We start from the raw sequence: 23,653 nt of genomic DNA, 5'->3' as shown, positions 1-23,653 counted from the left end.
GGTGAATTCCTAATTTAAGTTACAGGCTTCAAGACCAGCCAAACGCATCCGCACTTCGATGTCAGGCAAGCTACGCGGCTGGGTTTGCTCAAGGCCTCTCGCGAAGGCGCGAATATGCTCAGGTGTGGTCCCACAGCAGCCGCCAACAATATTAATAAACCCTTCTTTACCCCAATCGATAATCTCTTTTGCCATGTCGTCGGCTTCAAGGTCGTATTCACCAAACTCGTTAGGCAGCCCAGCGTTTGGGTGCACCGAAGTAAAGGTCTCACAAACCCGTGACAGCTCTTCTACATATTGTCTTAATAAATCTGGGCCTAGCGCGCAGTTGAGGCCGATAGAGATTGGCTTAATATGGCGAATAGAGTTATAAAACGCCTCTGTGGTTTGCCCTGACAGCGTACGCCCTGACGCGTCGGTTATAGTACCTGAGATCATCACAGGTAATCTCACCCCAGCTTGCTCAAAAGCTTCCTCCACACCATAAGACGCGGCTTTGGCATTCAGGGTATCAAAAATAGTCTCAATCAAAATAAGGTGCGCACCACCTTCAATAAGGGCAAGCGTTGACTCGACATAAGCTGCAACCAACTTGTCGAAAGTGATATTGCGAAAACCAGGGTCGTTTACATCAGGAGAAATCGAACAGGTTTTTGACGTTGGACCAAGTACACCTGCCACATAGCGAGGCTTGCCGGGGTCTTGGGCGGTAAATTCGTCGCACACCGCACGTGCGAGCTTCGCCGATTCGAGATTAATCTCTCGACTCAGGCTTGCCATATCATAATCTTCCATTGAAATAGTGGTGGCATTAAAAGTATTGGTTTCAATGATATCCGCGCCAGCAGCTAGATAATCGCGATGGATCTGTTTGATTATCTCAGGCTGCGTCAAACTTAACAGATCGTTGTTGCCTTTGATAAGGACATGCCAATCTTTGAAGCGCTCACCGCGATAGTCTTGTTCTTCTAATTTGTGCTTTTGGATCATGGTTCCCATTGCACCATCTAAGATCAGAATACGTTGCTGCATTGCTTGCTTAAGCTGCTCTGCTATTTGCTCACCGTTTACGGCTACATTATTCGGCATAATTGTTAGTCCTTACATCTTGGCTAACTAAGTTAATATCATAAGGTGTGGTTTGGTAAACATAGTAGTTTAACCAATTTGAGAATAACAAGAATGCATGGCTTTGCCATGTCTTAGATGGACGTTTGCTGGCGTCATTCTCAGGAAAATAGTTTTCAGGCTGCGGTGCGTTGGCCATTTTTTCACAATCGCGAAGGTATTCTTTTTGTAGCGTATCGGCGTCGTATTCAGGATGACCGGTAATATAGACTTGGCTACCTGAGTGATTTTTAATTAAGTAAGCGCCCACTTTTTCAGAGCCAGCTAATACCACGAGATCTTTACACGCATTAATTTTATCGATGTCGATGTGGCCGTAGCGTGAGTGTGGCACCAAAAACTCATCATCAAAACCACGAGTGAGCGCCCCGTGGTCAAAATAACAGTGATGCTTAAATACGCCGCACAGTTTGTCATTTTTGAGTACTCGCTTTAACCCATAATGGTGATACAAACCGGCATGTGCGGCCCAACAGGAAAACAGGGTTGAAGTAACATGGTGCTCAGCCCAATCAAAAAACGCCTGTAATTCCTGCCAATACACCACATCGTCATATTCAAGATGCGCCAGCGGCGCACCGGTGACGATCAAAGCATCATAGTTTTGCTCTTTCACATCCGAAAAATAGCGGTAAAACATATCTAGATGCTGCTCTGAGTTTTCAGAGCTGCGGTGGGTGTCCAGTCGCAACAAATCAACATTCACCTGCAAAGGGGTATTTGCCAGTAATCGGATAAATTGCACCTCAGTCTCCACCTTATTCGGCATCAAGTTTAATATCGCGAGCCGCATTGGGCGGATCTCTTGCGTTGATGCACGACTTTGTGGCATCACGAACACATTTTCATGACGCAATTGGGCAATGGCTGGGAGTTCGTCGGTGACGGTGATTGGCATGTGCTGCTCCAGACTAATCGAATGGCATTATTATGGACAAAAACTGGAAAATTTCAACCTCTAGATGTATGGACGTCTAAACATTAGTAATAATAATTTGATGCTTCATCTCTCACTGATTATTTCAATTTATGTATACTTGCCATCAAATAAATAAACACAAGAAACTTGATATTTATGATTGGTATTGGCGAAGCGGCAGCGATTGGGGCGGCTGGGGTATGGGCTGGCTCAACTATACTGTATAAACGATTTAGCCATCACCTTAGTCCATTTGAGTTGAACGTCAGCAAAGGCGTCATCGCTTCTGCTTTGATGATCTTCTGTTTGTTCATCGCAGGTGATGCTATGTACCCGACCTTACTCTCGAGCTGGGGCTGGCTGATAGCCAGTGGGGTACTGGGCATAGCGATTGGTGACAGCGCCTACTTTGCCGCGCTTAGAAATATAGGCCCTGCTCGCACTTTGGTAATTGAAAGTCTTGCACCTGCTATCGCGGGGATCTTAAACATTGTACTTCTTGGTGTTTATCTCAGCGCATCCGCTTGGCTCGGCATTGCAGTGACGACTGTTGGTGTGATGCTGGCGATTAAGCCAAGTAGAAGCCAGCCAGTATTAGACAAAAAACATTATCTTTTGGGAGTCTGCTTTGCACTCACGGCTGCCACTTGCCAAGCTGCGGGTATGGTACTGTCCAAAGGTGCGCTAAATAACGAAAGCATTAGTAGTTTGTGGGCGGCACTTATCCGCTTGGGATCCGGCACCTTATTTGTGGCCTTTATTGTTGTTTATTTGAAATCACAATGCCTGTTTAAAGCACTCACGCTTAAACAAATCGACGGTAAAAACTGGTTATTCGTTGCAGTGTTTTTTGGCACTTTTATTGGGCTTTGGCTACAGTTGATTTCCGTTAATCATACTGATCCCGCAATCGCACAAACCATCTTTGCAACGGCACCACTCATGGTGATGACGATTGGACTACTGCGCAGAGAAGCGATTACTAAGTCTATGGTGTTTGGGGGTCTAATTGCTTTGGCTGGGGTATTTTTATTGCTAAAGGGATAGCCAATATGCACACTTAATATGTGTGCATATTGTCCTGAGTTTGGGGTTAATTTGCTACCGAAATAGAAACTGTCGCTGGCGCGCTTATAATATCATAAAGGTTATTACCCTTAATGCGATATTGGAACGAATCCTGACCAACGAACCCAGCTTTAGGTGTATAGGTAATGGAGTAGTCACTGTTAACAGATACTGTACCGTTAGCTGGTGAGCTAAAAATCTCAACACCATAGTAATAGGGTACGCCACTATCGTTATCTTTAACGTATACATCAACAGACTGGCCTGCAAAGGTTTGTGCCAAGTCATCACTCGGATACACATCGTAATTACCACCAAACGCTTGGTCTAAGCTAACTCTGATCTCTCCCCACTCCGATGTTTCTCCAGCAGGATTAACAATGCGAAAAGAAATCGTATCTATCTTTTGGTTACCGTTGTCTTCGCCTGAAAAATAAAGCACCTTACCCTTAAATTTAACCCAACGTCTGTCTAATGTGTTGTATGCAACCGCTTGACCGTATGTAGTGTAAACTTTGTCATAAAAGCCAATTTGATCGTAACTTTTGCTACTATCCAATTGAATACGTAGCTCACTATTTGGATAATTAGGATCAGCCACGTTGCCATCGGCAAAGATATTAAATTCCTCTTGAATGTTTAGTCCAGCATTGTACTCAAATATGGCTTTATTAAGCTGAGGAGCGGCACTCACTAATGGTGAAAATAACGTAACACCGACGCTAAGAGACTTTAGCCACATCGTATTTAACTTCATTTTTATTTCCTTATGGATTGATTTCCAGCTTCTTCTGCTGGGCCTTAATTAGCAACAAGACCATACCAAAAACACATTAAACTAACAATATTAACAAGTCGAGACTTGGTCGTACTGGCAAGGTTAAACAACAGCAGCTAGACAGCAACAAAATACAAAAAATAGTCAACCTGAGATTTATTAAAGGCAGACACGACTTTTTGTTACCACTATATTAATATGTAAAAACAATGTATCTAGACTAATATCTATGCCTTTGCTTGCTTTGCTTTTAGCTTTACTGCTCGTTGTGTTACCGGCGCAGGGTTCAGAATGCCCAAGTGCCAATAATGCCAACCTCACAGGCCAAATTTTGTCTTGTAAGCAACATCTTGAAACCCTTGAACCCAACGGTGCTCAAGCTTTTGATGCACATCTTGAGCTTGTGAGCTTGTATCGTCGAGCGGGTGACATAAAGCTCAGCAATCAAATACTGGATGAGTTGATGGCATGGAAGTTAACCACACTTCAGCGCTTTCAGGTGTTAAGACAAAGTGGTATTAATCGTTACCGCCAGCGCAATTATATTCAAGCGCTGGAGAGCTTCCACGAAGCGCAAACGCTTGCGGCTAAGTTGCAACAAAACGAACTCCTGGGTAAATCGGCAAACGATTTAGCTAATGCTTATCAGGCACTCGGAGATCTAGATACCGCCCTTACTTTATTTTTAGAAAGCTACCAAATAGCGAAAGCAACAAATGACCTGGAGAGACAAGCGATCACACTTAATAATTTAGGGAATGTGTCGAGGGATATTAATCAGTTGGATGATGCCATTCTCTCGTTTCGTCAAGCCCATGCACTCCACCAGCAAGCCGGCGACCAAACTAAAGCGAACCACACCTTGCTAAGCATCGCGGAAGTATTTTACAAAAAGCGCGACTACAACAAAGCAATTGAAATCATTGAAGATTTACTTCAACCGTTAACACAAAGTGGTGCCTATACTCAATTGTCTCGAGCCTATTTATTATTGGCCGAAATTGCCATTGCTCAAAATCATATCACTCAGGCACAACAGCAACTCGCTTCATTCAAACGCACTCGGCAACTAATTCAACACGGTAAAGTTGATCAGCGAGCTCTGCTTATTGAAGCCAAACTCAAGCAGCTTGAGGGTGATAACCTAACTGCACAAACGTTACTTAAACAGGGGCTTGAAGCACATAATCAGCAAAATAGTCAGCTTACCGAGTTATTTTACATTGCCTTATTGCAGTCCCAACTACAAACACACACTTATAAAGAAGCGGTCGAGACTGCACAGCGTTATAATGACATGCTTAAAAGTAGTCGTGTACAAAGTGAAAACCTTTATCAATTTCGCCTTCAGAGCGCTAACGTCTTGGCCGCGCCTGAGCGCCAAACAGAGACAAGTATTCTGTCTCATATATTCATTGGGCTTGTCGCATTTTTAACAGGAGTGCTGGTTACTTACTGCGCTATTCACTATACCACCCGTACCAGTACCCATGGAGTGCACAGTAAACATACGAGCATTGACGAACAGGCCGCAAGACAATTAATGGTTGAGGTAATGACACTTACTTTGGCGCTTTGGGAGCAAAGTAGTGGCAAAACCCGTGTCGAATTAGCTGAAGAAAGCAAAGTATGGAAAGTGAATATCGATGATGGTCGCTTACGAGTACGTACTCTTGAACGCTATCTTAATATCAAAACGCTGCCCAAAAAGCCGCGTATTCGAAATATTATTACCACGGCACAATATGTACTCACTCAATGCCAAGACGCTAATTTCAATACCGCGCCTCTTTGTGAAAAAGTTGCACAACTGGAGCAAATCTTAGCGTGCTCCAACGCTACTTGATGTCTACAACAAAGGGGCTTTCGCCCCTTTTGGTATTAACAAGCCCTAGTTAACCGTCGCAGTCTCACATAAATAGCACGCTAAAGTCACGCCCATACCGGCCTCATATTCTTGGTGATGACGGTCTCCTTTGAATTCAAAAGGCCCTTCAAAGCGTGGATACACTGTCACATCAGGTTTTAAGCTATTACTAAAGCCTTTCATATTTTGGTGTAGAGATTGACACATTTTATTACCCATATCATACGCAAGTCGCCAGTCATCAAACTGACCACAATCTAGTTGTGGTGTAATGCGACCAGAAATACTTTGCTTAGGACTGGTACAAACGTTACTTCCTTCACTGTGTAAATATTTAAAGGTCCCAGCAGTTAATGTCATTTTACCTAGCAGAATCGTTTGCCGCTTTGGACATTTCGCCCCATCAGCAACTTCGAGCTGTGCTATCATTTCTGAGCTATGGGCTTGTACAAAACTCGCAATCAAAGTTGCTCCCAATACTATTACTCGTCTCATAACTGTCTCCTTATTGGTTATGACACCATTATTAGAGTGCGAATGAACTCACGCTGAGACTCCAATAACGGCGATAGCAAAATCCTGCCTCAAGCGAATATTGATTGCAGCAAAAGTTACGGGGCAATTGGGTAAATTCGGGTAAAAATATAAGCAGACCTTTGATATTTAAGTTTTTATTTACCACAGCTTGATATCAACACTTACCTAACCCAATGCGTCCGTTTAATATCAAAGGTTTTACCCAAGTTGACCCTTACTGGCCCTACAACCTCCTATTCAATCGCTGAAAAAGTTTCCAACATCACAAGGCAAGTTAACAATGCATGAGGCATGTTGACTCAGCACAACGATGAAGGAATAGAAAAATGAAACAGAGAAATTTCACCCCCAAATTAGTCAGCCTAGTTACCAGCACGTTGTTACTGGGTAGTATTTCGCTACAAGCCGCAGAAGAATATGGAGAAATGGCCCCCTCTAAAGTAAGCCCAGAAGCGTGGCAAGCCATTTCAAACTGGTCTCAAGACCGTGTTTCCTTGCTTGAATATATCTCCGACAACGACGAAGAATATGAATTAGACCGCTACGTGGATAGCTTGATCCGCGGCTATCGAGATGGGGAGATGCTTAGCCAAGCAAAAGCTCTAGATCAAAATGTGTTATCAGCATGGGAAAATGCTTTTACCGAGCAAGCGCCTGAAGATAACTTTTTCTTTACTCGATATCTTATTCAATTTAAACCGACGGTATTCGAAAAATGGACTCAACAGCAAAAAATGCCAACGCTCAGCCAACATTTAGAGCGAAATGCATCGCAGCTTTACAGCACTTGGCACAAGGAGTACGCAGCTCCTAAACGTAAAGGGCTCTCGGTACTTGAATACGATAGGACGCTACCGTCAGATACTCTTGCCGAATTAAAAGAATTGCTGACTAAAAAACCCATCTTCGGGCCTAAGTCACAATGCTCATGTCAGATGGTGACCCCTTCAACCAGCACAGGTCAAGTAGTCACTAACTACCCATCAACCCAAACGCCTTGGAGCACATCCACCAGCGATGGTAGTGGTTTTTCTAAGCACCATGCTTATGTCAATACCTCAGCCTACGGCGCCTTTCACTCAGCTAAGGGGAAACGTTGGTCAAAAAATAAAGCGCTCAGTTTCGATAACACCTCAGCCCATAACTCGACAGAGTTCCACGTCAAAATGTTGTGTGCAGACACCGGGGGATTTGCATGTAATCAAAGCAATGCCTGTTCGGGCAATTTAGAAGTCAGAGGCACTTATTCAGCTCGCTACCATGTAACTGGGCAAGCTAAAAAAATCTGGTCAAAAGGTACCAACTCGCACGCGACAGACGGCGCAAAATTTGCGGTCGATTTGCCAGGAGCTGCACCTGAAGTCATCTTGTTCAATAAAGCCGGTGGCGCAGCCATGGGATACAACACCACATGGAATTTAAACTCCACCATTGGAGTCGTCAAAGCCGCACTTGGCATTACTTCTGCAATCGTCAATGGCAACCCTGGCAGCTTGCTTGACGGTCAATTGGCCGATGCACTTATCACCAACTTGGCAGGCATGATCACGCGTTCGGGTAATCAAGCCAGTGTTACCACCACAATGCGCGCGCGCTTCGACTCTTCCGATGTCAGCCCTTTCTTGTTGCAACCCAATGAATTGTATCACTTTACCCTTGATTCAAAAGGTCGGGTGCAAGCCAGAGGCTACGGTGGTTATTCGGACAGTCATTACGAATATGGTAGCTCAGGCGCGGTGATGTATGCGGCAAATCACTTTACCTGCGGCAGCAATGTCAATGCCCCAGCACCAACAGGGTTATGGTTCTATTCGTCACAATCCGGTCCTGATAGTGACGCGTCGTTACGTAGTGACGTTGAAAACTGGCTCTCTGTGCAGCTCAACAAACCCGTTAATGCAGGCCAACGCCAAGGCATCATTCACTAGGTTTTTGTTAAGGGTGGCCATGCGCTGCCCTACTCCAATAAGGAAAGATTATGAATAAGTTCATCGCCACCACGCTTACCTGCTGGGCTTTGTCTTTAAGCGTTAACGCCTCAGCAGAGTCAGAGCACTACGATACATCAACCTTACCGCTATTATTTCACGCAGGACAACAAGGTTATCAAGCCCTTTCACCTTGGTATTCTTTTCAGTATCAGGACCAAAGGATCACCTTACAAACATGCGCAGAAGATGCCTGCAAACAAACGTTGCAATTTCCCCGATTAGAGCAAACCGCACCATTCAATAGCGAGACGTATGAGCCCAGCTATCAAGGTGAAGCTGGAAACATGAAAAAGTTAGAGAGTTACTCTCAACTCCAGCTCGGTTATCTAAAAGAAAACAGACTCTATGCCAGCGGCAATCAACGGCGCTTACTGTTCACGTTACAACTCGCCTCGGGTAAAGCTGAGTTACCCTTTGTATTTAATGATAACTATGACGAATCTCTGGCAAAAGATAAGTCATCCCTTACTCGAAGTTCCCCCTCCTGCGCCAAAGCCTGTAATACCACTTGGCAAGCATTTAGCGTGGATAAATCTGGCCAATATAGTCCGGCTATTTTTGTTCGAGATGAAACCGGAAATTGGCTTATTCAAAGTACTCACGACACCATTCGCATTGAACTTACCACCTTAATAGGACAATATCAGCCACCAGCACTGCGTCATCACCACAATGACACCACACAGTCTAGTTATTCGTTGAATGACGATAGTTTAATTGTTACTCGCCAAGCTGATAGCGTATCTCGCCATATCCTTAATCAAACTCAGGTTTTTGGCCTAAGTGATAAGCATTGGTTGCTGCTTCAAAATACCGACCTCACCCTCACGGATACCCGCTCAAATATACAAGCTAAGCGTCCAATCGCACAACTCGAGCTATCACGCATACTGGCAAGCTACCTTGATAACGATCGCTTATATTTATTAGGGTTATCACCAAGAGACGCTGTGATTAAACCATCGCAGCAAACGATTATGACGCAGTATCCAAAGCTTCATGAAGACGCCCTCGTTGCCACGTCTCTACTAGAATTGGACTTAGGGCTACAGGTTATTTCGGCCACAACGGTATTTATTCCTGACACCGAGTTTGCTGATATTCGCATTACTCGCAATGCGTGGGGAATATTGGTTAGCTCCGGCGAAGTTTCGGCACGTTCAACAACACATGCGTATGAAAGCAACCAATCGGCATCAGCAATGTCTGGCTGTCCGATGATAGCCAGTGGCTATGGTTATGGCCTGCTATGCTGGAAGGCATTAAATAACCCAACACTCACCTATACTCCCAATGCCGCAAGCACAATGATCCCAATGACGGTGGTTGACAACACAACGCCAAATCTAATGAATCAATTAGAGAACAATCAATATGGGATTATTTTTAAAAATGGGGCGACGCCAACCGATCCGGGTGGAGTGTGGACACATCCAGATAATGTTGCCACCAGTAAGGAAGATTTAGGACTGGCTGTGGCCATGTACCATTATCGCTGGGGTTCACCTGTCGCCGCGAATATCGTCTACCCATCAGGAAGCCCCGCACATCCAGTGATGTTTAGAAAGGTGGAATATCAAGCGGCGAATAACAGTAATTTGCCACACAATGTTTGCAATCATTTTGCTGCCAGCTCAGGTTACCCTGAGTATCAAGCGGCTGATGCTTGTATGACTCAGCCAAGTTTTGGCCTATTTAGCCTCGAAGATCTTACCTTTGACCGTTGGCAGGGAGGGAGTTATTATCCGAATCAAACAGTCAGTGGGCAGGATAATTCTTGGTTTCCTTGGTATACCAACTTTGTTGGCGATCCACCGGTAACAGAAATCTTTGAACAGGCCTCGAGCGCTGAAATGCTTGCACGATTGCAATTTAACTTAGCGCAGTTCGGTAAAATCAACCAAGACACTTATGTTAACGGCACACGCTTTAGTCAAGACACAGTCACCGGCTTCTACCGCTGCAGCCACCAATAATTAGCTGAGAAAAAGGATATTCGTATTCAAGACTCGCAAATTGTTAACAATGCATTAAACTTCATTCAACTGTTCAAAAAGGAATGAAGTCATGCGCATCATCATCGCCATTGCGACGCTCAATTTAATTGCTTGTAGCAGCACGTTTGCAGTCCAACAAGCGAATACCAAAGTACTAGGCGCTTACTCAATGTTCGCGCCCTCCACTACAGAAGCCCCAAATATCTACGCGCGCGTTGTTGTTGACGGCGTGCTCAGCGACGCCAATCAATGCCCAAGCTTGCTCTTTGGTAAAAAATCCATGCCGATGCAATTGCGAGCAATGCGTCCAGACCAAACACATTTTCCAATCACTGTGTGCGAGGCAAAAATCTCCCAAAACACGGCTTATACCGTCAGTGGTAGCCAATTCTCGTTAGCGCCCGTGACATTCGATCCGAATAAAATTGCGGTTTTTGGCGATACCGGCTGTAAGTCATCAGTTTGCGAAAACAACACTGCCGCCGAGCCGTTTAAAACCCTCGCAGAGCAAGGGGCAAAGCAACAACCACAATTGTTGCTCCATATGGGGGATTTCAACTATCGAGGTACCGGAGGTGCGATTTCTGGTGATACCTATGCTTATGATGCAGGCGATGGTGGATATGGCGGTACTAGCTGCGGTCTTAACGATACCTACTACAGTCAAAACGCGTTAAATAGCCCAAGACCAGATACATGGAGCAACTGGCAAGCCGACTTTTTTACCGCAACAACTGATCTTTCAGCAACCGCACCATGGATTTTTGCACGAGGCAATCATGAACTTTGTAGCCGAGCAGGTATTGGCTGGTTTTACTTTTTTGGCCCAGGAGCCAACCTTCCTGATGCCATTGACCAACAGCAATGCCCATCACAGGGGGATTATAACCAACCACCTAAATCTGCAAGCGCTCATATCATTGTGCAAAACTCCTATACCATCAACTTAAAGCCGCTCAGTGTTTGGGTAATGGATAGCGCCAATGCCTGTGATGCCAGTGCAGACAATGGCCTAACAAAAGTCTACCAACAGCAATATCAACGACTTAATGTCAGAAGCGAACTACTCAAAGCCAAACCCATGTGGATTATGAGCCACAGACCCATTTGGGGCGTTGAAGACCCGACAACCAAAGACACATTAAACGTAATGTTGCAAACCGCGCTGAAGAACACTAGACAAGGTAAGTTGCCTGCTCACGTAACTTTATCACTCGCAGGACACATGCATATTTATCAGTCTTCCACCTTTGCAGCCAGTACCGCGCGTCCTCCGCAAATCGTTGTCGGCAATAGCGGCGTCAGCCTTAGTGATACCGATGCCTTTAGCGAATTTGATTATGCACTTGATAGCCAAAACGCAATCGTTAACGAACAAGGTAAGTTCGGCTTTTTATCAATTAAGCTTGGCAAAGATGGCGCGTGGCAAGGAGAGTTTTTGGATGAAAGTGGTGCCGCCTTTTTAACCTGCAGCAGCAAAACTGCAGATAAACAAGCGGTATGTCGCGCGAAATAAGCGCGACTTTTACATCCTAATCACTGACAACTTGAGTTACTCGCCTTGTATCATCGTGTTTTTGATACCAAGCGAGTAGCAGCAAACGCGAGTCTTGAAATAAACATCACTACTGCTAAACCATAAACGTGGTTAACACTGAGTAATAGCACGCTCGCGATCAATGTGAATATCGCAAAATGTACCGCATATGAATTATTAAACCGTATTATGTTAGCTTAGGTTTTACTTAATCAGTAACAACGCGCCGAATCATTCGAACTGTTCTAGCGTATGCATAAGACTAAACGGATGTTGTAAAAACTCGGCTTGGTAGGCTTTATTGCGAACACATTCTGGTAGCTGGTTAAACTCCAGCTCCGTTTCAACATAATCGAAATAAACGCTGGAGCTTTCCGTGTTTAGCGCATTGACGAACCTTAAGACTTCTGACTGCTTTTGCACCGCTAAATTCGCGGCAACAAGTCTGGCGAATTCGCCATACTCTTCGGCTTCACATTCCCTTTTTTGGTGAATATAAAAATAAGATAAAACGATACCTCGCTGCTGCGAGGTAATATTAAGACTGCGTAATTGCTCTTCTGTAATAGCACGCTCACTTTCGCAAGCCGCTTTTTTATCACCCAGTTGTGTTACGCTATTTAACAGCTCACTGAGGAGTGCCTTTTGAACTGGTTCAAGTTGTTCGACTGGATACTCAATAGTCGGCGTAAGATCTACTGACATTGTTTCAGCATTCGCTTGTTGTGCGAATACAAGTCCAAACAATATCGAAATGAATAGCTGGCGATTCATCAACTATCTCTTCTATCGCTCGAATCCGTAGATCTGCTCTATGCTTTTAAGATAATTAAAGTTGTTCCGAAGAAAATCCGCCTTTAGTGCGGCCTCTTTTACCGTCTCAGGTAAGGCATTAAACCTCGCTTCAGCTTCAATAAAGTGTGCATAGCGAGAAGAAGACGCAGCATTGATGGCCTCTAAAAAGGTGAAATCACTATGCTGCCCTTTCGTTGCATGATTGACGACAAGTAACTTTGAAAACTCACTAAACTCTGCTGATTCGCACTGGTTTTTGTTGAGACCGTCAAAGTAATGAAGAACTAAGGGGTAGTGCTTCATATTGATTTTTAGCGGGCTCAATTGCGACTTGTTCAACACATTATCAACGTTCTCACATTCCTTGCGCTTACTCTGTAATCGGTTATAGCTCTCTATAAGCGCTGACATTGCCTGTCGCTCAAAACCTTCTATTCCAAAATTGTCCAGTAGCGTGTTGAGTTCGCTGGGCTGTACAGGTGGCTTATTAAGTATCTCTTGATAATCGGGTGTAGCAGCCACTGTGCTCACATTTAGCAACAAGCCCGCGACTAAGAATGCTGAGGATAAATTCACCGTAAAATTCCTTTTCAATCATATTATTATAGTTTCTGCAGCATACAGGCCCTGTATTGAATAGACAACGAGCATACAGAGGCATGGCCTGCAGCACTAGTTTATTTCATCACACTGTCAAGCGTAGCAAATAAATTGAAGTTCTTGTTTAAATAGTCAGCGTTAAGAGCTGTTTCTCGAACTTGTTCCGGTAAGAGATTAAACTCGGCTTTAAACTCCCTAAAATCACCATAAAGGCGAGATGATAAAGTGTTCATAGAATTTATTAGCTCAACACTTTTTGGCTCTTTTTGAACAACCAAATTGACCGCAAGCAATCTCAAAAAGTGCTCATACGCTGCTCGCTCACACCGACTTTTGTTTACACTATCGACGTAAAATAACACTGTTACGTAATGTGTTTTGTCAATACTCAATGCATCCATTTGTCTTACTGTAAGTGTGTTGTCGACAGCTCGACAGCTCATTCTTCTTTTATGTAGCGAGTTATAGCTTGATAATAACTCCATCATCTTCGCGTGCTCACTCGACTTTAAATCAAACTCACTCTGTAAAGAAGTAAACTCCAATTCGCTTAGCGGTAGCTTGTTATACAATTCAGTGTAAGTCATTGAAGTTTTAGCATTAACAATACCCATAGCAGCGACGGATAGTAGCGCTATTACTAAATGCTTTATTAGGCTTCGTATCCTTTTGATGTCACTTTCCAAAACTCCCTCCTGTTAATGACCGCTCTTCAAAATATAGTCGCCGCAATGATAAACCATGTATTTTTGGCGCTAGAACAACACCATTCATCTCAGTTTACGCTAAGTCGCCTTACACGAGGTTATCTTACGAGACGCTACAACAACTTATTCGTGAAACCCAAACAGTATCAAAACGAATAAACGAGATTTCACCACAGACACCTTTAATCACTTAAATGTCAAAACTGGCAATAAGCTTTCAACATAATTAAAGTTGTTGTTTAGAAAATCAGCTTTCAGCGCAGCCTCTTTCACGGGTTTGGGTAAGGTATTGAATGTTTCATCGGCTTCCATGAACTCCTTGTAACTGAGAGAAGGTACTAGGCTCATTAACTTTAGCCTATCGAAGCGTCTTTCATCTTTTAACATTATATAACTGACAGCAAACCTCCGTGAAAAATCACTAAACTCCGCAGATTCACACTGATATTTGTTTAAGTAGTTAAAATAACTGAGTACAGGAAGATAGTAGTCTACCTCAATGTTGAGCGTGCTAAATTGCGAGTTGTTTAGCACAGTCGTAACATTGTTGCATTCTTCGCGTTTGCTGCGCAGTCGACGATTGCTTTCATCTAGCTCAGACATAACCTGCTGCTCGAGAGCTTGCCTATCAACGTCACTCAGTATCGAGGTAAGTTCACCAGTCAGCGGTTTTAGTTGGCTAATCACATATTGATCGTTAGGTGTGGCTGAAGCTGTGCTTATATTTACCAATAAGCCAACGACCAGCAGTAATGGGGATAAACTCATTATAAATTCCTTTTAAATGATGTGTTGCAAGCATACACAACTTACAATAGATAGACAATGAACAACAGCGTGGCCCATCAGCCACGCTTTGTTAGTTTACAGTCTGCTAAAAATCATAGCTAAAACTTAAGCTGTAATTTCTCGGCGCGCCATAACGATACTGATCAAAGAAGCCAATTTGGCTGTAGTACTTTTCATCGAAGAGGTTTTCTACGTTGAGTTGTAGCGCCATATTGTCTGCCAGTGCGTAGTTTGCCATCAAGCTAACCAGTGCATAGGCATCTTGCTCTAGCCTATCGTTGCCCGTTACTGAATAAGTGTCATCCTGCCAGTTCACGCCACCACCAATCGTCAACTCAGGTAAAGCATTCACAAATTGGCAAGTCGTATACAACTTAAATTGCTTTCTTGGGTTATCCGTATTCACTTCAACGCCGTTGGCATCCTCGGCTTTGTATTGTGAATAACCCAAATGCACATCAAAACCGTCTGTTAACTGACCCACCACTTCAAATTCGAAGCCTTTACTGGTTGTGCCTTCAGTAGCATATTGCGCGACTGTATTTACCGAGCCAGGAACTATGTATCCAACATCATCTTGAGCTAGGTTGTCCTGTTCGATTTGGAAAATCGCCAATGTTGTTTGCAGAGTCTCGTCTAGATAGGTACTTTTTAGCCCCACTTCGTATGATTTTCCTTTGATTGGATCAAGGAAATCACCATTACGGTCTTGGGCATTTTGCGGCTGGAATATTTCTGTGTAACTTGCATACACTCGCTGTGTTGTCGACAAGTCGTACAAGGCACCAGCGTAAGGTATAAATACGCCATTGTCGCCAAAATCAGTGATGACGCCATAGCTTTCGCCTTCGCGCTGCCAGCTCGACAACCGACCACCCGCTATCACGCTAAGCTCATCGCTAGGGTTTAGCCTTGTTGCGGCGTAAAACCCTTTTTGCTCGGTGTCCATATCTTGAGCAACTGAGGTTTCTGTGCCCCACGTCGGCTCAGGGAAGTTGCCGTCCCACTCGTAAAAATTGCCAACTGGCAAAAAGGCATTATCGAGCGCAGCGAAAGTGAGTGTATCGGCACTTTGCTCACTGTAAAGCGCGCCAGTTACAAAATCATGCTCACGACCTGCGAGTTGATAAAAACCTTGAAGCCGGATATCAAAGCTGTCTTGGTTACTTTCACCAGTACTTTTATAAGGCCAAGAAGCTAAGCCCTCACCCGTTGTTTTATCCAATGTACCGAATAAATACAGCAGCTCTGTATCTTGCTCGTATTTCAGATTGTTGTAATTGGCGACCAGTTCCCAGCCATTTGCAAAATTATGACTAAAGTTCACAAAAGCATTGGTGCCAGTAGTTTGCCACTCTGTCCAATTTGCAGCAGTGGTTTTTTCGACTTCCCAGTCTGTTTTACTTCCATCGGTAAAGAAAGTAGGTAATGCCCCCCAAGTTGGACTGGTAGGATCGTTACGCTGATAGCTAGCACCAACGCGGATTGTCGAATGCGTGCTTAAATCCGCTTCTAGTACCCCATAAAACACGGTACTTTCGTCAGAAAAGAGATCTAAATACGAGTCACCTTCTTCATACTTCGCGACCACTCGCCCACGCACACTGCCATCGTTAGTTAATCCATTGGCAACGTCCACCATCACTTCTTTATTGTTCCAGCTCCCCAAAGAGACACTAGTGAAACCTGTAAGGTCAGTACTATTTACATGTTTGCGTACTAGGTTAATAGAAGCTGAAGGATCGCCCGCGCCGGTTAATAACCCCGTTGCACCACGCACAAACTCCACGCGCTCGTATATCGCAACATCCGCGATGGTTTCACCTGAATCACCCGCCAAACTCCATGACAAAGGAACGCCGTCAATTTGATAATTGGTAATGTCAAAGCCACGTGACTGCAATGTATTACGAACATTATCAATTTCTTTCGCTGACACCCCAATCGCATTTAACACGGTGTCGGTTAATGTATCGAGTTTTTGCTCTTTGATCCGTGCAGCGGTAATAACGCTAACAGATTGCGGCGTCTCAAGAAGAGATAACCCCAAGCCAGTTGCGGTGTCTATCACTTCATTGACGGTGTATTTTCCCGTCACGACTATTTTTTCAATTTCTTCATTATCTTGCTGTGCTGCTTGCACCTGTAATACTGACGTGCCGAGCGCTGCCATAACAGCAAATGAGAGCGTTTTGAGAGGCAGAGTGTTCACTGGGTTCATCCTAATATTGTAAAAATTGAAATTATAGTAATGCAGATGATAACCATTAGCAATAACATTAAAATGAGTTACAACCAGTTTCGAACCCGATTTAAGGAACGTCCCCAAAACAGTAACCACATAATTTAAAACAACTTTCCTATAAAGAAAACAAGCAGTATAAACCGCTAAACGAATAAAACATGCCATTTAACGCACATCCAAATGAATATAATTGCTATTTACACTTTTAAAAAGATATACTTTATTTACATTTTTGCGCAAATACTCCCTCAGCTTTAATTTGTCGCCGTCATTCAAAGAACTAGGAACACACAATGGCAAAGAAGATAAGCAACAAGTTTTGGTTTCAGTTGCATGGTTGGTTTTCACTGCCAATATGGCTACTGTTTTGCTTTATTTGTATCACAGGTACCATTTCCGTTCTCAGCCATGAACTTACATGGCTTACTAACCCTGATTCTCGGGCACATAACCCCAGTCAGGTAAGTGAGATGTCAGCGGGCTCAGTGTTACGCGCGTTTAAGGATGAGCACCCAAGTGCAGATGTCATGGGGCTCAATGTGAGAGAGCCCTATTTGACCTATGTGGTGATGTTTACCGACGTCGACAAGCTCTATGCGCTTGCATACGTAAACCAGTACACAGGGGCTGTTCAGGAAATAAATGACGGCAATACGTTTATTAACTTTATGCGCTCATTACATGGCTGGCTGCTATTTCCATGGCAAAACGGCTACAGTGTTGGTTACTATTTAGTGGCGTTCATGTCACTGATCCTACTGGGCGCGTTGATCACAGGCCTGGTGGTATACAAAAAGTTTTGGTTGGCGTTTTTTCAGTTTAAGCTGCGTAAATCACAAGGAGGTCGTACCTTTGCCGCTGACATCCATAAGCTCAGTGGAGTATGGTCGCTTTGGTTTATGACCGTAATGAGCCTCACCGGACTGTGGTATTTAACGCAAGCGGTGCTGTGGCATGCAGGTGTTGAACTCGAACATCATGAAACATTAAATGCAGCGGATATACCCAACTCAACAATAAACGCGAATGCAGTAGAGACCAGTGTTGACCTAGCGCTCGGTGAAATTCAACAGCTGTACACTGACTTTCGTCCAAGTTACATCATGCTACCTGAGCATAACCGTGATACGCTCAAAATCAGTGGCGCAAACGACTACGTACTCTATGACGATTACAGCATTAATATTGCCTACAACACTTGGAATGATACAGTCGTTCATCATGCAAACCCTGATTCAATGACAGGCTTACAAACGGTTATGCACATCACAGATCCACTGCACTACGGCACCATTGGAGGGATCTGGACAAAAGTCATCTGGTTTATTTTTGGCTGTGTTTTATCCGGGATGTCAGTTACCGGATTTATCATGTATCAGCTTCGGACCAAACGCGCGCGTAGCCAAGAACGGAGCAATGCAAGACAACTAAAAGCACAACAAGGGTAAATCGCCATGAATGCAGTCAAACGCTTTATACAACACAATAAATATTGGTTAAATGCCCTATTGCTGGTGTTGCCAGCTTGGTTTTATTATCAATCATTACATCCAGAATTTCCCGCTCCATTGGCGGAGCAAACACTTGGAAAGTACAGCATCACGCCAATGCCTTTTGACGACAAGCCGCCATACATCCACGATAACTTATACGTCAAAGACTTCTTATTGCTATTTAACAAAGGCGATGTTGATTCTGTGCGCCAAGGCTATCTCAATATCGGCCCCAACGCGATGCCACTTGCACAGCTTGTGGAGCATGAGCTCGGGATCCTTCACGGCACAAAACACGGTCAACACGTACATGCTTTAGCAAAGAAAACATTATCAGAAGACGACAGGGTTTGGCTGACGATCGAAACTTGGCAAGGCGAAGTCATCGTCATGAATTGGCCACTGCCAGAGTATTTAATCAAAGAAAGCGCATAGAAAAGGGGCATCTCGCCCCTACTCGATTTAAATTACACTTAAGACTCAATGGAAATCAAGATATTAGTACCCCACCGCTGCGCTATCTGCACGCCTTGGATCTGAGGAGCCAAATAGACCTTTATCGGTAAGCATGATTGACTGGGTTGAGCCCATCGCATTCTGCTCTGAAAGTGTGTGTCCTTTGTTTTCAAGTAGACGTCGAGTATCCACATTTAAGCTACGTTCAATACGAATTTCATCTGGTAACCATTGGTGGTGAATACGCGGAGCCACGGTTGCTTCGGCAATGTTTAAGCCATGATCAATAACATTCAAAATGATTTGCAGCGTGGTGGTGATAATACGCGAGCCACCCGGGCTACCCGTTACCAAAAAGGGTTTACCCTCTTTCATTACAATCGTGGGTGTCATCGAGCTCAAAGGGCGCTTTTTTCCTTCAACGGCGTTAGCTTCTCCACCAACCAAGCCAAAACCGTTTGGTGTGCCGGGCTTTGCCGAGAAATCATCCATTTCGTTGTTAAGTAGAATGCCTGTGCCAGCCGCGACAATACCTGAGCCATAGCTAAAGTTGAGCGTATAAGTGTTACTCACTGCATTGCCCCACTTATCTACCACAGAATAATGCGTGGTCTGGTTACTCTCATAAGGTAATAATTTACCGGGCTTAATCTCACGACTTGGCGTCGCTTTGTCTGCATTTATTTGTTTACTGCGCTGCTTTGCATATTGCTTATCCACCAAAGCTTTAACGGGTACGTCGTAGAAATCGGGGTCGCCCAAATATTCACTGCGGTCAGCATACGCACGTTTCATGACCTCAGCCATTAAATGGACGGTAGCAGCGCTATTATGCCCAAGCTCACCAATAGGGTATTGCTCCAGCATATTCAGCATCTCTATGATATGCACACCACCAGATGAAGGAGGTGGCATAGAAACGATGTCGTAGCCGCGGTATGTACCTTTTACTGGCTCTCGCTCCACCGCTTTATAGTCTTTTAAGTCATCCAGCGACATAATGCCGCCAGCAGCTTCTACCGCAGCAACTATTTTCTTTGCTGTCTCACCCTGATAAAAGCCCGCGCTGCCTTTTTCGGCAACAAGTTCCAAAGAGTGAGCCAAATCAGCCTGAACCAGCCATTCATTTGGCTTATAGCTGCTACCATCTTTTTTATAAAACACAGCCTTAGATGCCGGCACACCAAGCATTCGTTCTTTAATATAATTATGAGAAAGCGAATTGGCTAAATCAGAGGTCACTTTAATGCCATCACGTGCTAATTTAATTGCAGGCTGAATAACTTGCCTAAGTGTCATAGTGCCGTATTTCTCGAGTGCCAACTCCATCCCCATAACCGTTCCGGGAACGCCCACGGCAAGGCCGTGTTGAAGGCTTAGCTTTGGGTTTACCTCGCCGTTTTCATCAATAAAGATATCTTTGTGCGCACGACTCGGCGCCATTTCGCGATAATCAATCGCAATGGTTTTATTCTCTTTCGCCAGATGCACTAGCATAAAGCCACCGCCACCGATATTTCCGGCTCTTGGCAAGGTCACGGCAAGACTAAAACCTACTGCGACAGCCGCATCAACAGCATTGCCACCTTGCTTTAAAACCTCTACACCAATTTGACTAGCAAGTGCCTCTTGGCTAGATACCATGCCGTGTTCAGCCCATATTGGCTGTGCTGTGGCTTTAGAACTAAATATTGGTGACTCGTCAGCTTGCACCGTGTTACCAGACGCTACACCCACGCACAAGGAAACAGAGCAAGACCACACCAAGGCTGTTAATTTACGCATCTTCATCCCGTTTTTTAATTATTCTCATGTTGCAGTGTTGCATGAATAAAAAGACCAAACAATATCGATGCGTTGGGCGACTGACAGTGCAAATTTACGTTACACCATAGTTACTGCACTCAAGGCTAAAAAGCAGCTTGTCGTCAAATGTTGAAGTAACACAGGGTTGAAATAAGGTAATTACGAAAAACATAAATTTAACCTTCGAAAAACATATTTGACAAATAATTTATATTGGGTACAGTCAACAATGCAGTTTATTTTTTGTACGACAATTCAAGCTTTCACAATAAGGAAAATAAGATGAAGTTAACACTAACAAAAAGAAAGATAAAACAACTGAACCATACTGCAGGCTTGGAAAAAGCCCAAACACCAAACATCGCGGGAGGTTATTTAACCGCGGGTTGTGACAGAGAAATAACCGAATTATGCAACACGAAAGCATTTGGTTCTTGCTATAACTGTGGCTCTCTTCGCTGTTAATACGCTTTATTACCACCCAAAGGAAATGAAAAATGAAAATTAAACTGAATAAAAAGCCGCTTAAAAACTTAAACAATGCTCAAGCCATTACACCACAAGCAACCCCCCAAATTGGTGGTGGTATAAACCGTTTGACTGATTTGGACTGTGTACCGACTAACCGTCACGATTGCCGGACAGGTGCTATCTCTTGTTACGGTGATCACGACTGCGCTTTCACAAATAGACAGTATATGTGTGATTAATTCTTTTTAGGCCCGTACTTGGGCCTATTTTGGAGTCTCGACCTGCTTAAAACACTAATCCTAGCTCACGTAACTCGCGCTCAGCTTGCGCCGCATTAAAGAACTGAATGCCATGCAATCCGACCAGCTTTGCACCTTCAACGTTCGCTAAGACATCATCAAGAAAAACACAGTCATCTGCTGCTAGTTGGTAACGCTCCAGTAAGTGAGTAAAAATAGCTTTACCGGGCTTCATGCAGCCAAGCTCAGCAGAAATAATTTCTCCATCAAAGTGTTGCCAGAAAGTATGACGCGCTTTTAGGTGACTCACAATCTCGTGCACATTATCGGTTAAGGCATATGCACTATATCCCGCTGCCTTTAGGCGCTGCATCAGTGAAAGCGTGCCATGAAGTGGGATCAGTGATTCTTTGATATAAAAGAACAGTTCATCAGCTTGCTCTGAGGTTAAGTGACAGGTTTGCATAAAAGCGTGCTTGGTGTCTGCTTCAGTCAGTTCGCCTCGGTTAATAGCAAACCAAATCTCACTGTGGAACAGCTGCTTAGCTAGACTCTCAACGTCGCATTGGTTGCCAAAGGTAAGCCGAACTATCTCCTCTGGTGACCACCTCACAAATACGTTACCTACGTCAAAAATTACGTGTTTAATATTGCCAATTGCCATCCTTGAACCTCTTTAGTTAGTTTGAATATGAGCGTTTATTATGCATATCTTTATCACTTACGCACGGCTAATTCGGTAGACTCCGATGAAATAAACTCAATTCTGCATTTGTTGTAAATACTCGCTAAAAAAGGCCAGAAATGCTTTGACTTGGCGAGGTTGAAACTGCCTAGATGGATAAATCGCTTGCAGCGCGACTTTGTCTGAGTCCGTTGGACTAAATCCCAATGTTTGAGTTGGCAACAACTCCACCAATCGCCCCGCTTTAATATCTTTGTGAACATCCAGCCATGACTTGATGGTGATCCCAAGTCCTTGAATAGCCCAGTTTCGTAGGACTTCGCCATCTGAACTCACTAAACAAGTAGGCACGGTTTCAATGATGGTTGCTTGCGTGTCTTTATCGAGAAAATACCAATCGTTTAGCGCCTGTCCCGCTCTTTCCAGTACTAGACAACGATGTTGCTGTAATGCTTGATAGCAATCTGGCGTACCATACTGTTCGAGATAGTTTGGAGCGGCCACCAGCATTCTGCGGTTGTTTAACAGAGGCCGAGATATCAAACTGCTATCATTTAAATTACCATAGCGAATGGCGATATCAGTGCCAGACTCAACTAATTTAACTAAGCCCTCCCCTAAGCTCAAGTTAACCACCACCTGTGGATGCTGCGTGGCAAACTCCGCAACGGCGGGAACCACATACTGACGGCCAAAATCTGAGCTTGCCGCAATTTTGAGTGTGCCTCTCAAATCGGGATCGGCATCTTGCAGTAACGCCTCCGCCGCCGCAACCTCCTCAATAACTCGCACGCAGCCTTGGTAAAACCGCTCTCCCGCTTCCGTTAGTTTGATACTTCTGGTGTTTCGAGTCAGTAAACGGGTTTTATAGTGCGCTTCAAGTGCATTGATCCGGGCTGTCATGCTCGCAGGAGAAAGCCCTAATACTCGCCCTGCTGCAGCTAAGCCATCAGAGCGCACCACTTGAACAAAAAGCGCCATATCGTCTGCTTTGCTTTTCATTATTCACCTTTTATGAAAAGTAATTTTATATAAAAGCCAATTATCAAATATTAATAAACAAATAGACTGTTCTCAACGCATAAATCGCTAACACCAATGGAGGTAACACACCATGCAGTTAGATCACTTTTTGTTTAGGGCACATGACATGGCAAAGATGGCAACCTTTTTTGAGCAGGTGCTTAGGCTTAAAGAAGGCTTACGTCCACCTTTCCCATTTCCAGGAAAGTGGTTCTATGGCGACCAACAGCAACCTTTCATTCATCTGGTTGAACAATCACCACATACCCAAGCACAGGCTGAATACCTCGGTTCTGCGCAAACCGCAAGCATGGGTACTAGCAACATAGATCATATTGCATTTCGTGGTGACGATTACCTCGGGTTAATCACCCGATTAGAGCGTTTTGGCGTTCGCTACGAGGAGCGAGATGTCCCTATTAGCAATGAGCACCAAGTTTTTATCTTTGCACCTGAATCTCTAAAAATTGAAGTGCTATTTCCACGCCACATCAACTCACTAATCCAATAATTAGGAGAATA

Annotated in this window: 22 protein-coding genes; 10 read left to right on the top strand and 12 right to left on the bottom strand. The window is 44.2% G+C overall.

Going from position 1 to position 23,653, the window contains the following annotated elements:
- Positions 1-9: 9 nt before the first annotated feature.
- Both CWC29_RS04190 and CWC29_RS04185 read right to left on the bottom strand, forming a co-directional pair.
- Positions 10-1,089: a homocysteine S-methyltransferase family protein gene (locus CWC29_RS04190; protein ID WP_138521690.1), complete on the bottom strand. Its 1,080-nt coding sequence runs from the start codon at positions 1,087-1,089 to the stop codon at positions 10-12.
- A complete protein-coding gene (locus CWC29_RS04185) occupies positions 1,079-2,026 on the bottom strand; it encodes a homoserine O-succinyltransferase (protein WP_128727973.1) in 948 nt (315 codons plus the stop codon). Before CWC29_RS04185 ends, CWC29_RS04190 begins: the two co-directional genes overlap by 11 nt.
- Positions 2,027-2,203: 177 nt before the next feature.
- On the opposite strand from CWC29_RS04185, the gene CWC29_RS04180 reads away from it, so the two are divergent.
- The gene (locus CWC29_RS04180) at positions 2,204-3,094 is read left to right on the top strand and encodes a DMT family transporter (protein ID WP_138521692.1); all 891 of its coding nucleotides are present in this window, start codon (positions 2,204-2,206) and stop codon (positions 3,092-3,094) included.
- Between the two features lie 46 nt (positions 3,095-3,140).
- Here the strand turns inward: CWC29_RS04180 and CWC29_RS04175 are convergent, their stop codons facing one another.
- Positions 3,141-3,872 carry an Ig-like domain-containing protein gene (locus CWC29_RS04175; protein WP_138521694.1) on the bottom strand — a complete coding sequence of 244 codons (732 nt, stop codon included), beginning with the start codon at positions 3,870-3,872 and terminating at the stop codon, positions 3,141-3,143.
- A 250-nt stretch (positions 3,873-4,122) separates the two neighbouring features.
- Here CWC29_RS04175 and CWC29_RS04170 point away from each other — a divergent pair, with 250 nt between their 5' ends.
- Complete coding sequence (locus CWC29_RS04170) at positions 4,123-5,739, top strand: tetratricopeptide repeat protein (protein WP_138521696.1); 1,617 nt, start codon at positions 4,123-4,125, stop codon at positions 5,737-5,739.
- A gap of 45 nt (positions 5,740-5,784) precedes the next feature.
- On the opposite strand, the gene CWC29_RS04165 is transcribed toward CWC29_RS04170, so the two are convergent.
- On the bottom strand, positions 5,785-6,255 hold the full coding sequence (locus CWC29_RS04165) for a hypothetical protein (RefSeq protein ID WP_138521698.1): 471 nt from the start codon (positions 6,253-6,255) through the stop codon (positions 5,785-5,787).
- A gap of 368 nt (positions 6,256-6,623) precedes the next feature.
- Between CWC29_RS04165 and CWC29_RS04160 the strand changes: the two genes are divergently transcribed.
- The 3 genes from CWC29_RS04160 to CWC29_RS04150 all read left to right on the top strand — a co-directional run bounded on the left by CWC29_RS04160 (position 6,624) and on the right by CWC29_RS04150 (position 11,801).
- Entirely contained in the window at positions 6,624-8,225 is a 1,602-nt protein-coding gene (locus CWC29_RS04160; RefSeq protein ID WP_138521700.1) for a hypothetical protein, read from the top strand.
- Positions 8,226-8,275: 50 nt separating this feature from the next.
- Positions 8,276-10,264, top strand: a complete 1,989-nt coding sequence (locus tag CWC29_RS04155; protein ID WP_138521702.1) for a hypothetical protein — start codon at positions 8,276-8,278, stop codon at positions 10,262-10,264.
- 91 nt (positions 10,265-10,355) lie between these two features.
- Positions 10,356-11,801, top strand: a complete 1,446-nt coding sequence (locus tag CWC29_RS04150) for a metallophosphoesterase (RefSeq protein WP_128727980.1) — start codon at positions 10,356-10,358, stop codon at positions 11,799-11,801.
- A 252-nt stretch (positions 11,802-12,053) separates the two neighbouring features.
- Here CWC29_RS04150 and CWC29_RS04145 read toward each other — a convergent pair whose 3' ends face one another.
- The 5 genes from CWC29_RS04145 to CWC29_RS04125 form a co-directional block, all read right to left on the bottom strand.
- On the bottom strand, positions 12,054-12,596 hold the full coding sequence (locus tag CWC29_RS04145) for a hypothetical protein (protein ID WP_138521704.1): 543 nt from the start codon (positions 12,594-12,596) through the stop codon (positions 12,054-12,056).
- Positions 12,597-12,608: 12 nt separating this feature from the next.
- Entirely contained in the window at positions 12,609-13,193 is a 585-nt protein-coding gene (locus CWC29_RS04140) for a hypothetical protein (protein ID WP_138521706.1), read from the bottom strand.
- A gap of 101 nt (positions 13,194-13,294) precedes the next feature.
- Positions 13,295-13,903: a hypothetical protein gene (locus tag CWC29_RS04135; RefSeq protein WP_128727983.1), complete on the bottom strand. Its 609-nt coding sequence runs from the start codon at positions 13,901-13,903 to the stop codon at positions 13,295-13,297.
- 207 nt (positions 13,904-14,110) lie between these two features.
- Positions 14,111-14,692, bottom strand: a complete 582-nt coding sequence (locus tag CWC29_RS04130; RefSeq protein ID WP_128727984.1) for a hypothetical protein — start codon at positions 14,690-14,692, stop codon at positions 14,111-14,113.
- A gap of 106 nt (positions 14,693-14,798) precedes the next feature.
- Positions 14,799-16,934: a TonB-dependent siderophore receptor gene (locus CWC29_RS04125; RefSeq protein WP_209319017.1), complete on the bottom strand. Its 2,136-nt coding sequence runs from the start codon at positions 16,932-16,934 to the stop codon at positions 14,799-14,801.
- A 317-nt stretch (positions 16,935-17,251) separates the two neighbouring features.
- Between CWC29_RS04125 and CWC29_RS04120 the strand changes: the two genes are divergently transcribed.
- Positions 17,252-18,406 carry a PepSY-associated TM helix domain-containing protein gene (locus CWC29_RS04120; protein ID WP_138521710.1) on the top strand — a complete coding sequence of 385 codons (1,155 nt, stop codon included), beginning with the start codon at positions 17,252-17,254 and terminating at the stop codon, positions 18,404-18,406.
- Positions 18,407-18,412: 6 nt separating this feature from the next.
- Positions 18,413-18,886, top strand: coding sequence for a hypothetical protein (locus tag CWC29_RS04115; RefSeq protein WP_128727986.1), 474 nt, complete (start codon positions 18,413-18,415; stop codon positions 18,884-18,886).
- Between the two features lie 63 nt (positions 18,887-18,949).
- Here the strand turns inward: CWC29_RS04115 and ggt are convergent, their stop codons facing one another.
- Positions 18,950-20,692 carry a gamma-glutamyltransferase gene (gene ggt / locus CWC29_RS04110; RefSeq protein WP_128727987.1) on the bottom strand — a complete coding sequence of 581 codons (1,743 nt, stop codon included), beginning with the start codon at positions 20,690-20,692 and terminating at the stop codon, positions 18,950-18,952.
- A gap of 303 nt (positions 20,693-20,995) precedes the next feature.
- On the opposite strand from ggt, the gene CWC29_RS04105 reads away from it, so the two are divergent.
- Both CWC29_RS04105 and CWC29_RS04100 read left to right on the top strand, forming a co-directional pair.
- On the top strand, positions 20,996-21,178 hold the full coding sequence (locus CWC29_RS04105) for a hypothetical protein (RefSeq protein WP_010604114.1): 183 nt from the start codon (positions 20,996-20,998) through the stop codon (positions 21,176-21,178).
- A gap of 32 nt (positions 21,179-21,210) precedes the next feature.
- Positions 21,211-21,423: a hypothetical protein gene (locus CWC29_RS04100; RefSeq protein WP_128727988.1), complete on the top strand. Its 213-nt coding sequence runs from the start codon at positions 21,211-21,213 to the stop codon at positions 21,421-21,423.
- A gap of 46 nt (positions 21,424-21,469) precedes the next feature.
- Here the strand turns inward: CWC29_RS04100 and CWC29_RS04095 are convergent, their stop codons facing one another.
- Entirely contained in the window at positions 21,470-22,087 is a 618-nt protein-coding gene (locus tag CWC29_RS04095) for an HAD family hydrolase (RefSeq protein WP_128727989.1), read from the bottom strand.
- 96 nt (positions 22,088-22,183) lie between these two features.
- The gene (locus CWC29_RS04090) at positions 22,184-23,110 is read right to left on the bottom strand and encodes a LysR family transcriptional regulator (protein ID WP_128727990.1); all 927 of its coding nucleotides are present in this window, start codon (positions 23,108-23,110) and stop codon (positions 22,184-22,186) included.
- 112 nt (positions 23,111-23,222) lie between these two features.
- Between CWC29_RS04090 and CWC29_RS04085 the strand changes: the two genes are divergently transcribed.
- Positions 23,223-23,642, top strand: a complete 420-nt coding sequence (locus tag CWC29_RS04085; RefSeq protein WP_128727991.1) for a VOC family protein — start codon at positions 23,223-23,225, stop codon at positions 23,640-23,642.
- The last annotated feature ends 11 nt before the right edge of the window (positions 23,643-23,653 follow it).

Origin of the sequence: Pseudoalteromonas galatheae, from assembly GCF_005886105.2 — a bacterium.
Taxonomy (GTDB): Bacteria; Pseudomonadota; Gammaproteobacteria; order Enterobacterales; family Alteromonadaceae; genus Pseudoalteromonas; species Pseudoalteromonas galatheae.
Note: the sequence above shows the minus strand (reverse complement) of the source record. Positions and strands in the feature narration are given on the sequence as shown.